The sequence below is a fragment of the Achromobacter sp. DH1f genome (assembly GCF_000633435.1).
GTDB classification, from domain to species: domain Bacteria; phylum Pseudomonadota; class Gammaproteobacteria; order Burkholderiales; family Burkholderiaceae_B; genus Achromobacter; species Achromobacter deleyi.
This window is the reverse complement of the sequence record NZ_AYMF01000036.1, coordinates 1-14602: the sequence shown is the minus strand read 5'-3', so window position 1 is coordinate 14602 and position 14602 is coordinate 1. Positions and strand designations below refer to the sequence as shown.

General features: G+C 66.1%; 11 protein-coding genes. All 11 read right to left on the bottom strand.

Annotated features, from left to right (window positions below; genetic code table 11):
• Nucleotides 1-41: 41 nt before the first annotated feature.
• The gene (locus U858_RS0128440; protein ID WP_025140512.1) at nt 42-1736 is read right to left on the bottom strand and encodes an ABC transporter ATP-binding protein; all 1695 of its coding nucleotides are present in this window, start codon (nt 1734-1736) and stop codon (nt 42-44) included.
• Complete coding sequence (locus tag U858_RS0128435) at nt 1733-3241, bottom strand: ABC transporter permease (protein WP_025140511.1); 1509 nt, start codon at nt 3239-3241, stop codon at nt 1733-1735. Before U858_RS0128435 ends, U858_RS0128440 begins: the two co-directional genes overlap by 4 nt.
• 5 nt (nt 3242-3246) lie before the next feature.
• Nucleotides 3247-4224: an ABC transporter permease gene (locus U858_RS0128430; RefSeq protein WP_025140510.1), complete on the bottom strand. Its 978-nt coding sequence runs from the start codon at nt 4222-4224 to the stop codon at nt 3247-3249.
• Complete coding sequence (locus tag U858_RS0128425) at nt 4221-6458, bottom strand: ABC transporter substrate-binding protein (protein WP_025140509.1); 2238 nt, start codon at nt 6456-6458, stop codon at nt 4221-4223. Before U858_RS0128425 ends, U858_RS0128430 begins: the two co-directional genes overlap by 4 nt.
• A gap of 89 nt (nt 6459-6547) precedes the next feature.
• Nucleotides 6548-7204: a thermonuclease family protein gene (locus U858_RS0128420; protein ID WP_025140508.1), complete on the bottom strand. Its 657-nt coding sequence runs from the start codon at nt 7202-7204 to the stop codon at nt 6548-6550.
• Between the two features lie 94 nt (nt 7205-7298).
• Nucleotides 7299-8306 carry a magnesium and cobalt transport protein CorA gene (locus tag U858_RS0128415; RefSeq protein WP_025140507.1) on the bottom strand — a complete coding sequence of 336 codons (1008 nt, stop codon included), beginning with the start codon at nt 8304-8306 and terminating at the stop codon, nt 7299-7301.
• Nucleotides 8307-8428: 122 nt separating this feature from the next.
• Nucleotides 8429-10525 carry an ATP-dependent helicase gene (locus tag U858_RS0128410; protein ID WP_025140506.1) on the bottom strand — a complete coding sequence of 699 codons (2097 nt, stop codon included), beginning with the start codon at nt 10523-10525 and terminating at the stop codon, nt 8429-8431.
• 138 nt (nt 10526-10663) lie between these two features.
• Nucleotides 10664-11224, bottom strand: a complete 561-nt coding sequence (locus U858_RS35110; RefSeq protein WP_157838865.1) for a DUF3304 domain-containing protein — start codon at nt 11222-11224, stop codon at nt 10664-10666.
• Nucleotides 11225-11226: 2 nt separating this feature from the next.
• Nucleotides 11227-13365, bottom strand: coding sequence for a DUF2235 domain-containing protein (locus U858_RS0128400; RefSeq protein ID WP_025140504.1), 2139 nt, complete (start codon nt 13363-13365; stop codon nt 11227-11229).
• Nucleotides 13362-14228, bottom strand: coding sequence for a DUF4123 domain-containing protein (locus U858_RS0128395; protein ID WP_025140503.1), 867 nt, complete (start codon nt 14226-14228; stop codon nt 13362-13364). The genes U858_RS0128400 and U858_RS0128395 overlap by 4 nt, the downstream gene beginning before the upstream one ends.
• Nucleotides 14221-14602, bottom strand: a 382-nt coding sequence (locus U858_RS33980; RefSeq protein ID WP_042885708.1) for a DUF2345 domain-containing protein, incomplete at its 5' end; no start/stop codon positions are given. The genes U858_RS0128395 and U858_RS33980, both read right to left, overlap by 8 nt.

Here is a 14602-nt window from a genome sequence, read left to right as displayed (position 1 = left end):
CGGCCCCTCGCCCGCCGGGGCGCGAGGGGCTTGCGCGGGTTTCAGTCGGCGGACAAGGGGCCGAACTGCAAGCGCGGTACCGCCTCGAGCAGCCGCCGGGTCATGTCCTGGCGCGGCGCGTGCAGCACGGTGTCGGCTTCGCCCAATTCGATGATGCGCCCGCCCTCCATGACGGCAATGCGGTCCGCCAGGTATTCGACCACGCCGAAATTGTGCGTGATGAAGAGATAGGCGATGCCCAATTCTTCCTGCAATTCGCGCAGCAGGTCCAGGATCTGCGCCTGCACCGACACGTCCAGCGCCGAGGTCGGCTCGTCGCAGATCAGCACCTTGGGTTCGACCGCCAGGGCCCGCGCGATGGCGATGCGTTGGCGCTGTCCGCCCGAGAACTCGTGCGGATAGCGCGCCAGCGTATTGGCCGGCAGGCCGACGCGTTCGATCAGCCGGGCGGCATGGGCCGCGCGATCCTGCGCGCTCATGCCGCGGCGCAGGGATGCCAGGCCCTCGTCCAGGATGTCGCCCACCCGCATGCGCGGGTCCAGCGAGGCGTAGGGGTCCTGGAACACGATCTGGATGTCCTGGCGCAGGCGCTGCAAGCGGCTGCGGTCGGCAGAGAGCAGGTCCTGCCCTTGCAGCATGGCGCGGCCGGAAATATTCGCGCCGTCGATCAGGCGCAGCAGCGCCTTGCCGGTAGTGGTCTTGCCGCAGCCGGATTCGCCCAGCAGCGCCAACGTTTCACCGGCGCGCAGCGTGAAGGTGACGCCGTCGACGGCCTTGACCCACGACACCACGCGCCGCAGCGGCCCCTTGCGCACGGGGTAGTGCACCTTCAGGTCCTGCACGTCCAGCACCACGCCGGGATCGCGCACCCGGCGCCGGGCGGCGGCCGGGTCCTGTGCCTGGGCGTCGCGGCCCGGCTGGCTGAGCGGCACGCCCCGCTTCTCGAAGGTAGGAATGGCATCGAACAATTGGCGCGCGTACGGGTGCTTGGGCGCGCGAAAGAATTCTTCCGCGCTGGCGCTTTCAACGATCTCGCCGCCGCGCATCAGCGCCACGTGGTGGGCCACGTTCTTCACCACCGCCAGGTCGTGGGTGATGAGCAGCACGGCCATGCCCATTTCCTGCTGGATGTCGGCCAGCAGGTCCAGTACCTGCGCCTGCACGGTGACGTCCAGCGCGGTGGTGGGTTCGTCGGCGATCAGCAGCAGCGGCTCGGCCGCCAGCGCGATCGCGATCATGACGCGCTGCTTCTGGCCACCCGAAAACTGGAACGGGTAATCGTCCACGCGCCGCTCGGGTTCGGGAATGCCCACCCGGCGCAGCCAGTCAATGGCCCGCGCCCGTGCGGCCGCGCCGCGCAGCGGCGTATGCGCCACCAGCGTTTCGATGATCTGGTCGCCCACCCGCATGACGGGGTTCAGGCTGGTGGAGGGTTCCTGGAAGATGATGCCGATGCGCCCGCCGCGCACGCCGCGCATGGCGCTTTCGGGCAGGCGGTTCAGGTCTTCGCCGTCCAGTTCGATCTGGCCGCCCACGATGCGCCCGGCATCCGGCAGCAGGCGCAGCAACGCCAGCGCCGTCATGCTCTTGCCGCAGCCGGACTCACCGACCAGCGCAAAGGTCTGGCGCTGCGAAATGGCCAGCTGCAGGCGCTTGACCGCATGCGTCATGCCGCTTTCGCCGGCAATATCGACGTCCAGGCCCTGCACGGCCAGCAATGGGGTGTCATGCGTCACGGGGCGTCTCCGGGCTTGGATGAGCGGGCGTCGGCGGCCAGCACGGCGTCGGGGCGGCGGCCGAACAGGCCCAGGCCCGGCAGGCGGCTGGGCTTGTAGCGGCGGGTGCGCGGATCGAAGGCATCGCGCACGGCGTCGGCGAACAGGTTGGCCGCCAGCACCAGCGCCAGCATGAACAGAAAGGCGGTCATGAGGTTCCACCAGATCATGGGGTCGCGCGACATTTCCAGCCGCGCGCCATCGATCATCGAGCCAAACGAATTCATGCTGGGGTCCACGCCGATGCCCAGATAGGACAGCACGGCCTCGTACAGCACCAGCCCCGAGAATTCGAGCACCACGGTGATCAGCACCAGGTGGGCCACGTTGGGCAGCAGGTGGCGCGTCATGATGCGCCAGTGCGACACGCCGAAGGCCCGCGCCGCCTGCACGTATTCCAGCTCGCGCAGCTTGAGCGTTTCGGCGCGCAGCAGCCGGCACAGGCCGGCCCAGCCGGTCAGGCCCAGGATCATGCAGAGCAGGAACAGGCGCAGGTCCGCGCGCGCGGCCGAGGTATCGAACAGGTCGGCGTGGTTATCGATGTAGACCTGCATCATCAGCGCGCAGGCGGCCACCAGCAGCACGCCGGGAATCGAGGTGATGGTGGTGTAGAGGTATTGGATGGCGTCGTCGACCTTGCCCTTGAAATAGCCGGCCGCGATGCCGAACACGATGGCCGGCGGCAGCATCGCCAGGGTGGTCAGGCTGCCGATGACCAGCGCGGTGCGAATGCTTTTCAGGGCCTGCCACAGCACGTCGTTGCCGATGCGGTCGGTGCCCAGCGCGTGGTAGCCGGTGGACAGGCCCGCCAGCGCCCCGGCCGCCAGGCACAGCAGCGTGAAGGTGATGGCCATGGCGCGCCAGGGCACATCCGAATGGCCGCCGAACAGCGCCTGGGCTGCCGCAGACGCGCCCGCGCGCCGGGCCAGGCCGGCGAACAGCAGGCCCGTGCCGGCCAGCGCCACCGCCAGGCCGGCTGCCAGCCCCAGGCCCAGCCGTCGGGACAGGTCGCCGGCATAGTCTCGGTCGGGGTCGGCCAAGTGCGTGCCCGCCGCCCGCAGGCGCGGAAAATCGCGCACCGGCTTGTCATCGACCAGCAGGGTTTCCTTGGTGAACTGGCGCACGGCCAGCGGACGGGAATAGGTTTTCTCGGGCCGCGTCAGCACCGAGCCGCTCAACAGGCCGTCCAGCGCCGACTTGACGGCCGGCGCATAGACGCGCGGCGCGTCGGCGGCAACGCCCGGCGCGGGCGGCAGCAAGGGGCGGTAGTGCACCGAGTCGAGCAGGCCGACCACGGCAAACGCCGCCAGCACCACGGCGGAACACATGGCCGGCGTATCGCGCGCCACGCGCGCCCAGGTCGAGCGCAGGTTCGGGCTGCGGCGCACCCGCCAGGCGTAGGTCAGCGCGCCCAGCACCATCAGCCACAGCGCAATATCGGTCCAGAGGAATACGAATTGGGGCATGGCGGCTACTCGAATCGAACGCGGGGATCAGCCAGCGTGTAGGAAATATCGGCCAGGATCAGCCCCACGATATACAGCGACGCCCCCAGGAAGACCATGACGCGCACGATGGAGAAGTCCTGTGCGTTGATGGCGTCGATGGTGTAGCTGCCCAGCCCGGGGATGCCGAAGAACGACTCGGCGATCAGGCTGCCCATGAACAGCAGCGGCAAGGCGGCCACGGTGCTGGTCAGGATGGGCAGCATGGCGTTGCGCAGCACGTGGCGAAACAGCACCACGCGTTCGGCCAGCCCCTTGGCGCGCGCGGTGCGCACGTAATCCTTGCCGATTTCCTCGAGGAACAGGGTACGGTAGAAGCGGGCTTCGGGCCCCAGCCGCGACACGATCGCCACCAGCACCGGCAGCGCCAGGAACTTGACCATGTCCAGCCCGCCCTCGAAGCCCGAGAACGGCACCAGCTGCAATAGCTTGGCGAACAGCCACTGCCCCGCGATGATGTAGAACAGGCTGGAAATGGACAGCAATATCACGCAGACCACCACGCCCCAGAAGTCCAGCCGGGTGGCGCGGAAATACACCAGCGTCAGCGAAAAGACGATGCTGGCGAACAGGCCCAGGAAGAAGGTAGGCACGGCCAGCGCCAGGCTGGGGCCCATGCGGGTCTGGATTTCGCGGCCGATGTCGCGGCCGCCGTCGGACCGGCCGAAGTCCATCACCAGGAGCGGCACCGAGCGCTGGTAGAACACGGTGTCGGTCAGTTGGGCGGAACCGCTGGCCTGCGTGTTGTAGAACAGCGGCTTGTCGTAGCCGTGTTCGACCTTCCATTTCTCGACCGCGTCCTGGCTGATGCGCTGGCCGCCGATGGCCAGGCGCGCCATGTCGTCGGGGGTATTCACCGCGAAGAACAGGATGAAGGTGAACAGGTTCACGCCGATCAGGATCAGCACGCCATACAGCAGCCGGCGGATGATGTAGCCGATCATGATTGATGCTCCTTGCGCGGACCGTGGCCAAACGCGGTCTGCCGTTCACGCCGCTTGAGCGCGAGGTACGACGGCCAGATCGCCAGCGCGATCAGCAACGCGAACAGGCCCACCGGCCACCAGATGGGGGAATTCCATTCGTCGATCTTGCTTTGTCGCAGGGCTGGGTCGATCTTCATGTACTGCAGCGTGTTGCGCACCATCTGGGTGGGCTTGGCGTTGCCGACCCACTGCTGGTAGGCGCCGCCTGACATCGGGAAGTAGCCGAACATCCAGGGCGCATCGCGCTGCACGATGGCGACCATGCGGGCGATCAGGGCTTCCTTTTCGGGGCCGTCGTCCAGGAACTTCATCTGCTCGAACAGGCGGTTGTATTCGGGGCTGTCGTAGTTGGCGGCGTTTTCGCCGCCGTCCTGGGCCTTGGCGTTGGGGCCGTAGAGCAGGAACAGGAAGTTTTCGGCGTCGGGGTAGTCGGCGTTCCAGCCCCACAGGAAGATCTGCGCCGACCCGCGCCGCATCTTGTCCTGGAAGCGGTTGTAGTCGGTGGCGCGCACATCCATCTGCACGCCGATCTTGGCCATCTGGCGGCGCATCCAGTCAAACGTGGGATTCGAGCCGCCCCCCTGCATCGAGTCGTAGTAGAGCACCAGGGGCGCACCGGTCACGGCGTTGCGGCCGTCGGGGTAGCCGGCTTCGGCCAGCAGGCGCTTGGCCACGTCGACCGACTTGCGCACCGGCTTGCCGTCGACCAGGTCGTAGACCACCGGGTTCACGCCTTCGGGCGGCTCGCGGTAGCCCAGCACGCCGGGCGGCACCGGACCGTAGGCCACGGACGCCTGGCTGTTCTCGAACACCGCCACGTATTCTTCCCAGTCGAACGCGATGCTGATGGCCTGGCGCAGCTTGCGATTCTTTTCGGCCTGCTCGGGCGTGTCGCCCTTGCCCACCACCGGGTCGAGCCAGTTGAAGCCCATGTACCAGTTGGCGGTTTCGACCGTGGTGGGCAGGCGGATGCCGTGTTCCTGGTACTTGCGCGCCTTGTCCTGGCTGTCGCCCGCGGCCACCAGCATGGCCACGCCGTACTCGCCGCGCTCGATCTGCGGCACGTCGTAGTAGCCCTGCATGAACTTGCCGGTCAGCGGAATGGCCTCTTTTTCGACGCTGAATACCGCGCGGTCGATGAAGGGGGTGGGCTTGCCGCAGTCGGCCAGCAGGCCGGCCGCCTTGTCGCCGGGCTCGCCTTCGCAGGGATAGGGCTCGCCGTGGAAGTTGGGGTTGCGCGCCAGTACGTGGCGGCGGTTCTGCAGCGATTCTGCCAGCATGTAGGGGCCGGTGCCGACGGGCCAGGTGTTCAGCGACAGGTCGTGCTCGGCCATGCCGGGCTGGTTGTAGAAGCGGTCGGCTTCCCAGGGCACCGGCGCCGTGAAGGTCATGGCCAGCCAATACTTGAACTGCGGGTACTTGCCGTTGACGCGGATGCGCAGCGTGTGCGGGTCCAGCGCCTGCACGCCGGTGAAGCCGTCGGGCTCGCGCAGGTCCAGCCAGGACGCGCCCGCGCCGCCGGGCAGGTCGCGGCGCAAGGCCTGGTCGCGCTGGCGCAGGCGGTCGCCGTAGTCCTTCAGGCCGCTGACGTATTCGGCCATCAGCGAATAGATGGGCGACACCACCCGCGGGCTGGCCAGGCGGCGAAACGCGTAGACGTAGTCGTCGGCGACCAGCTCGCGCGTGCCGGTGCGGGGAAAGTCGGGAATGGCGTATTTGTCTTCGAGGTCTTCCGGCGCAAGCGGGAAGTAGTCGTAGCTGCCGTCGGTCTTGCGGGCGAAGGCGGGGTGCGGCGCAAAGCGCACGCCCGGCTTGATCTTGATGTCGTAGACGCTTTCGGCGATCTGCTCGCCCGGCGTGTCGGCCGGCAGGACCTTGCCCTGCGCATCCAGGTAGACCGGCGGGTCGATGGACGCGGCGGCCCGCGGGATCAGCTCGTACGGCCGCTTGAGGTAGTGGTACCCGTAAAGCGTCTCATAGATGCTGTAGGTATAAGGGGTTTCGTCGCCGGAATAAGAGCTGGCCGGGTCCAGGTATTTGGGCGAACGCTTGACGAAGGCGGAATACAGGGTGTTCTGGCCTTCGGCGCCGGACGGGTACGGGCTGTTGATGGGGCTGCTTTCCTGGGAGCAGCCCGCCAACGCCAGCAACAGCAGCATGGCCGCCGCCCAAAGCCGCTTCAAAGCAAGCATGGAAACCTTTCCTTCTATTCAGTGCGACAGAGGATAGCAAAGGTGCCCCTGCCCCAGTACCCAGGCATCCCCTTAGGATGCCGGGCGGGTCAGCCGCACTGGCGCTGGCGCCAGCAGTCGTAGCGCCATTTCCAGGGTTGCATGGGGTCTTTGCCGGCCCACAGGCCGCGGCCGGCGGCCTTGGCCTGGCGTTGCAGGCCGGGCATGGCCTGGTCGTGCAGATAGGCGCCCTGGCGCGCGGTGTAGGCCCAGGCATAGCCGGCCTCGACCTGCAGGCGGTTGGCCGAGCGGCCATCGTCCAGGATCAGCGCGCAGACGTCGCGTCCGTATTGGTCTTTTTCGTAGCACTGCGCAGTCAGGGTCTTGCCGGCCACCAGGTCGGCCAGGTTCTTGCGCGCGGCCTCGGCGTAGGGCTGGCCGGGCTGGTCGGCGCCGTGGCCCTCTTCGGGTGCGTCGATGCTGTCCAGGCGGATGCGGCGCTGGCCGTCGGGCGCGCGCAGCGTGACAGTATCGCCGTCGGCGACGTTGACGATCATGCCGGTCAGGGTATAGCTGCCGGCCGGCACACCGCCAGCAGGCGCGGCGCCGGGCTTGCCTTGAGAGGCCGGTGCGCTGGCGCCGGGCCGCTGGCCGCCCTGCCCCGACGGCTGCAGCCAGTTGACCAGGGCGCCGGCCGCGGCCAGGACCAGGGCGACGATCAGGGCGGTCAGCTTGCTGGCGCCGCCAAAGGGAGATTTGCCGCGCACGAGCCGGGCTCCGGATAGGGAAACGAGAGGCAGTGTGCCACAAGCCCGGGCGGCGCAGGCAAGGCGCGGTGCCCCCCCCGCCGCCCTGACGTGGCTACAGCCAGCCCGACTTGCGGAACCGCCAGTACAGGAACGAACAGACCGAGACAATCACTCCCAGGGTGATGGGGTAGCCGAACGGCGATTCCAGTTCGGGCATGAACTTGAAGTTCATGCCGTAGATGCCAGCGATGGCGGTGGGCACGGCCAGGATGGCCGCCCAGGACGCCAGCTTGCGGGTGGTGTCGTTCTGCGCGGCCTGGCCGATCATCAGGCTGGCTTCAAAGGCGAAGGCCAGCGATTCGCGCAGCGCGTTGAACAGTTCATCGACCCGCGACACGCGGTCGGCCACTTCGCCGAAATACGGCCGGGCGTGCTCGTCCACGGCCGACATCTCGACCCGGGCCAGGCGGCGGCTGATCTCGACCAGCGGCGACACCACGGTATGGATGCGCAGCAGGTCGCGGCGCTGGCGGTACAGCTTGCGGATGTCGGAATCTTTCGCGCCGCGGATCAGCAGCTTCTGCTCGGCGCCCTCGACCACCGATTCGATCTTTCCGGCGGCGGCCACGTAGCGGTCCACCAGCCAGTCCAGCAGTTCGGAGGCCACGTAGTCGCTGCCGCGCTTGAGCAGGTCGGGCGAGGCTTCCAGGCGTTCGCGCAAGGGGCTGTGGCCGGCGGTGGCGCCGCGCCGCACGGTGACCAGGAACCCTTCGCCGATCAGGAACTGGGTTTCGCCGAAGATGGGGCGCTCGGCTTCGACCTCGACCGTGATGGCCACGATGAGCACCATGTTGCCGTAGTCGATGATCTTGGGCCGGCGGTGCGGCTCAAGCATTTCTTCCTGGTTCTTGTCGCAGGCGCCCAGCTCGCGGGCCACCTGGCCCAGCAGTTCGGGGCTGGGGTTGCGCAGCCCCACCCACAGCATGCTGCGGTCTTGATTGACGTACTGGCCCACCTCGCTGATGGGCACCTCGCGCTCGCGCCTGCCGTTCACATAGGCAATGGACGCCACGACCTCGCCTTTGTGGGGATCGGTGGCGGCGTTTTCTTCGGTAGACATAGGCATCCTCCGGCTATGCGAGCCCTTGCGGAAACAGCGTATCGATATGGGCCGATGATAGCCCAGCGCCGCTGTTCAGCCCCAGCCGGTCAGCCCCATCTGCCGTCCCTGCCGAGGCCCCCCTAGGCGAACAGGTTGCGCACCCGCTTGGCCACGTCGACCTGCGGCGCCTGGGGCGACTTGGGTTCGCGCGGACTGCCGGGCAGGTCGGGCAGCTTGGGCAGGTGGTCGAACAGCGGCAGCATGGCGTTGGTGATGTAGCGGGTGCGCGACCCGTACACATGGCGGTCGCCCATGCCGGTCTGCTGGTGCACGTAGAAGCGCTGCGGCACGATCAGTTGCAGGCGTTCCTTGGCGCGCGTCATGGCCACGTACAGCAGGCGGCGCTCTTCTTCGATTTCCTCGGCCGTGCCGGTGCTCATATCGGACGGAATGCAGCCGTCGACCACATTCAGCACGTACACGGCCTTCCATTCCTGGCCCTTGGCGGAATGGATGGTGGACAGGATCATGTAGTCTTCGTCGCGCGACGGGGCGCCGGATTCGTCGCTGGTGGCATCGGGCGGGTCCAGCGTCAGTTCGGTCAGGAAACGCTCGCGCGACGGGTAGCCGGCGGCGATGCGCACCAGCTGGTCCAGGTCAGTCTTGCGCACCCGGGCATCGTCGTACAGGCGTTCGAGCTGGCCGGCGTACCAGCGCAGGGCCAGGTCGACGTCGGCCGGCCAGCGCAGGCCCGGGTCGGCAAGCGCGGCGTAGGTATCGGCAAACGCGCCCCACTCGGCCTGGGCCGCCGCGCCCGGCTTGAATTCGCGCAGCGCGCGCAGCGGCTCGGCCGACTGCGCCATGGCGTCCATCAGCTTGCCGGCCGTGGCCGGCCCGATGCCGGGCAGCAACTGCACCACGCGAAAACCCGCCATGCGGCCGCGCGGGTTTTCGGCCCAGCGCAACAGCGACAGCAGGTCCTTGACGTGGGCCGCTTCCAGGAAACGCAGCCCGCCGAATTTGACGAACGGGATATTGCGACGGGTCAGTTCGAGTTCCAGCGCGGCGCTGTGGCTGGCCGTGCGAAACAGCGCCGCCTGCGACTTCAGCGTGGCGCCGCCCTCGCGCTGGGCCAGCACCTGATCGGCCACCCAGCGGGCCTGCCCGCCTTCGTCGCTGACGGTGACCAGTTCGGGCAGTTGTGACGACGTGCGGTCGGTCCAGAGGTCTTTGGCGTAACGCTCGGTCGCCAGGCCGATGACCGCGTTGGACGCGGTGAGAATGGGCTGGGTCGAACGGTAATTGCGGTCCAGCGTGATGACCCGCGCCGGCTTGGGAAACTGCGTTGGGAAATCCAGGATATTGCGCACCGTGGCGGCGCGGAACGAATAGATGGACTGGGCGTCGTCGCCTACCACCGTCAGGCCGCGGCCGTCCGGCTTCATGGCCAGCAGAATGGCCGATTGCAGGCGGTTGGTGTCCTGGTATTCGTCCACCAGTACATGGTCGAAGCGCCCGCCGACGTCGGCGGCAATGGCCGCATCGCCCATCATTTCGGCCCAGTACAGCAGCAGGTCGTCGTAATCGAGCACCTGCTGGTCCTGCTTGGCCGCCACATAGGCGCGAAACAGGTTCTTGAGTTCGTCTTCCCATTGGGCGCACCACGGAAAGGCGCCGTGCAGCACGTCGGCCACCGGCGTCTGGCTGTTGACCACCCGCGAATAGATCGCCAGGCAGGTGCCCTTGAGCGGAAAGCGCGACTTGGTGGACGACAGCCCAAGCTCGTGCCGGACCATGCCCATCAGGTCTTCGGCGTCGCCCCGGTCATGGATGGTGAAGGCTTCGGACAGGCCGATGCGCTGGGCGCAATCGCGCAAAAGGCGCGCCCCGATGGCGTGGAACGTACCCGCCCACGGCAGCGACGGCGCCTGCTGGGTGCCGCGCAGGTTCATGACCCGTTGCAGCACCGATCCCACGCGGCGCTCCATTTCCTGGGCGGCGCGGCGCGAGAACGTCAACAGCAACATGCGCTGCGGGTCGGCGCCGTTCAGGATCAGGTGAGCAACCCGGTGCGCCAAAGTGTTGGTCTTGCCTGACCCCGCCCCGGCGATGACCAGCAAGGGACCGTCGTCACCCGCGCCGGCCACGCCGAATTCGGCGGCCTCGCGCTGGGCCGGATTCAGGTCGGCCAAGGGGTCGGGACGGCTGTTGGAAGGCGGAAGGGTCGGGTCGGACATGGCGCGCGGGGCTGGCAGCCAGGCGCGCAAAGGCCGGCCTGACAACTGGTTATATATCCAGGCATCATAACAGCCGCGGGCCGCCTGCCGGGGTGGCGCCTGGCGGGGATGCGGGCGAGGTGCGCGGTCGCCCGGGGGTCAAGGCTTGGGTTGAGTCTTCTCGATGAACTGCTTCAATTCAGCCTCGGTCGCCTTACCGGGTTCAGGCAACCCATTCATGAACCCTTCAGCGCCAGGACCAGATGCCGAAGGCTGCACGAATATCTCCCCGCTGGGTAGAAACACCGCCCATGCATAGCCGCTATACGAAATGTCGTAAGGCAAGACAGGCGCGTCCCACACCATCAACGCGTTTTGTCCGCGCTCGAACATGGAATCCGAATTCCACTCGACCCGCATTGTCATGCCAGGCACCCATTTCTTTGGTACCGAAACACAGCAGGTACTGGAGGTATAGGCTTGAGAACGAACGCTTCCCGCCCAACCTTGGTTTATGTAGACAGGGCTCAACCCTTCACCCAGGTAGTTGACGATTCCAAGCCGCAAAGCAATCGTCTCCGGCGCGGGTGCGTGTTGCGCCCAGGAAAGCGTGGCAACCAGTCCTTGTGCCACAACCAGGATCCCGGGAACGACAAGCCGAGCAGCACGAAATAAATAGGGAGACAACGAGCGACGTTTACGTATGCTTGAGGACTGCATGACTAAAACCTGGGAATCGCGTTGAAATTGATCGGCATGTTCTGAAGGGCACGCTGCGTATTCTCCCGGTCCTGCTGCGCCTCCCGTTGCGCCCGAACCTGAGGATTGGAGTAGACAGAGCGCCAGCGCAAATAGCCCCATTGAGAGTAAAACTCCCGTCCACCGGCCTGCAACGGCACGGCATTGGGATTTGCTCGATAGGCAACCAACTCTGCCCGCTCTTCCTTGCTGGGCATCATTGGCCAGGCCAGGTCAGCCCGACCGGTCGATACATATCGTTCGGCCAGCTTTTCACGCTGGTCCAATTGCTTGAGACGATCACGCTGGATGCTCATCCACACGTCGTCATCCTTGCCCAGAGGCTTGAACCAGGCCCTTGAATCGTGCACATAATTGTCCAGAAGATCAATCACCGCGGCGACGGGCCTGCCAGGAAGGTTCCAGACGGTGCGCATCTGATCCAGCCACATCTTCTCTTTGTTGCCTCGCAATGCCAACATGACACTGTCATAGAGCCGAGCGCCTTCCGCACCCGGCATCACATTCGGGGTTGAGCTGCGTTCAAGCGCATTGTTCGCAGTCAACGTTCGAACCTCCAGCAGCAACTCGTCGTTGGCTTGCACCAGATCCTCGTAGTCCTGAGGATTGTTCGCCTTGGCCCGTAGCGCACTGGGAATGCCGCCCAGCCACTCAGGCCCGCGATCAACACGAAGGCGTCGCCAGCGCACGTACTGAACGTAGTGGTTGTACATGATTCGGCGGGTCGATGATTGCCCACTGGATATATCGCGAGTGTTCTCGACGTAGGCATTGAATGCATTACGCAGGTTGGCCGACACTTCAAACCGGGCCTTGTCGCGAGCAGGCGCCGTGTGCAACCTCAAGGGCACGCCGGCCGTCACGGCTTCCCGATACATATCGCACAGAGGAATTTGCGACAACTTATCGTTATCCGCCATCCCTCGGCCTTGCTCTGCAGGCTTGTAGCCGCCTCCCACGTCTGAATGCACCCCCGGATAGACGATCTCTTCAAAGCCACGACCATCAATCAAGTCCAGCGGAAATGATCCTCGCACTTCGTGCGCCCCGACCATATGGACGCAGCGAGTGACCATACTTGGAACTTCCATGTCTTCCTTGCTTGCCCACGCGCCGTGGCCGTCCCACAATTCGCCAGGCGCCGACTGTGCAATGCCGGCCGAGGCCACGGTGTCGTACAAGCCCATGAAATCGATGACCACAGGAATGCCCCCAAGGCGCAAGACGCCGTCGCCGCGAGGGGTGTAAAAAGACATTCCTTCGGGAACATCGCAGGCGTCCTTGAGCCAATTGGCAAACACCCGTGCCTCGGCCGCGCCACGAGAGAAACCAAAGATAGAGACGCGAATGCGCTCCACTTTTGGATTTGTGGACAGGTAGCCGGACAGCATCTGCCGCATATCACGGTTACGACGCGACAACACGGAATAGCGTGCCATATTGTTCGGTCTGGCTTTATGAACGCTCAGAACTCTCCAAACAGATGAAGCCAGACCTTGGGCGCGTCGAATCGCCACGTCCGCCGCGTCACCAGGCGTTGGTCCAAAAGGAAGGGTGGCGCCCTTTGCCAGCTCTTCGATCTGCAAGCCGGACATCGACATATCCGTACTCATTTCCCGAACCAGGGCTCTGGGACTTTGGCGCAGGTCTTCGAACAGGTCTCGCTCTGTGTAATGAAAATACAGATGGTTCTGGAATTCCAGCAGAGCCCAATTGATGCGACCTTCTCCCCCCCATCCCGCTGCGGCTCCCGCCTGCGCATGCACGCCAGTTCCCGGATCACCCACCTTATCTACGCAAGGAGTCCCCACGCCTTCGACATAGGTACGAAATCGGTGTTGGCGCGCGCTGTAGCTAGGGTCTTTCTTATCGTCAAATACGTTATGCAACCTCGCCACATTCGTCTGCGTGTTGTCTCGCGCTTTGTCCGACACATACATGTTGTTGCGCGTGCCATCGAAGAAAAACCCGAAGAACAACTCGATCGAGCAATCCGTGCCGGCCTTTTCGCCCATTTTCTGGCAGGCCTTGCGTTGCTCCTGGAAATCCAGGTCCGTGGGAATCTCGCGGCATGGGCCGGCGAAGCGGAACTTGAACGTCATGATTGCGGCTCCAGGCTGGAGACAACAGGCGTGGGGGAGGAATGGGCGGGGGTCAGCAGGCCGTGGCGGCGCAGCAGCGTCAAGGCATGGCGATAGGCCAGCGCGTCGTGATCCACGCCGCGGCGTGCCAGGCGCTGCACGCCTTCGTCAATCAGGCGATGCGCCGCGGCCGGGCGGCAGGCCAGCTCGCCGAACAGGCCGGCGCGCAATTGCACGAAGCGCAGGATGGCGTCCGGCAGAGCCAAGTGCTGCAGCTGGCGCTGTTGATCCGCGTCGATCTGATAGGGCGTCGGCTCGATGGCGGGTTCGGCCGGCGGGCCGCCTTCGATCGATTGCAGGTCACCCGCGCGGTCGACGTAAGACCAGCGCGCAATGCCCGCCAGCAGGCGCTGGCGTTGCATGGGCGTCAGCACGTCGAGCAGCGCGGCCAGCGCGCGCGTGTCCGCCAGGCGCAGCAGATAGGCGCGGCCATCGGCGCCCACGGCCTCGATCTGCGCGCGCAGGTGGTCGGCCAGCTGCTCCAGCGTGGCCGCGCTGAACAGCAGGCTGAGCATGGGTCTACCCCGAGTCAGCGCCATCAGCTTGTCGCACAGCGGTTGGCGCAGCGCGGGCACCCAGGGCAGGCGCAGCAGGTAGGGCGCGACCTCGTCCAGGCCTTCGCCTTCGTAGCGTCCGGCATAGAGCGAGCAGTAGTCTTCGGGCTCGAGCCAGCGCGCCAGCCGGGCGGGCAACCCTGGCGCAAAGGCGGCATCGAGCAGCACATAGCGCTCAACGGGCTGCGGCTGGGTCCACGCGGCGTCGTACAGCGCCTGGCCGACGGCGGGGCCGGCCGGATCGATCCAGGTATCGCGGTCCTCAAGCATTCTTCACCGTCATGGCCTGGCCGCCCGCCGCGGCTTCCACGGCGCAACTGACGCAGACGCTCTCGGGCATCTGGGGAAATGGATAAGGCAAGCGGTCCGGTCCGGCGAATTGCTTGTTGCCGGTCTTGACGTCGATGCGCCCCGGCGCGGTGACGGTGATGTTGCCGCCTTCGAGCACGATGCTGGCGCCCGCCGCCGTCGCGATGCGGATGCGCTTGGGCGCGGCGTATTCCACCGCGGTCTGCGCACTGCCTATCGTGATGTCTTTCTGCGCCTGCACCCGCAGGATGTCGTGCTGGGCCTGCACGTCGACGTTGCCCTTGGCCGAGATCAGGTCCAGCCCCGAGTCCGCCCCGCCCTGCTGCAGGCCCGCC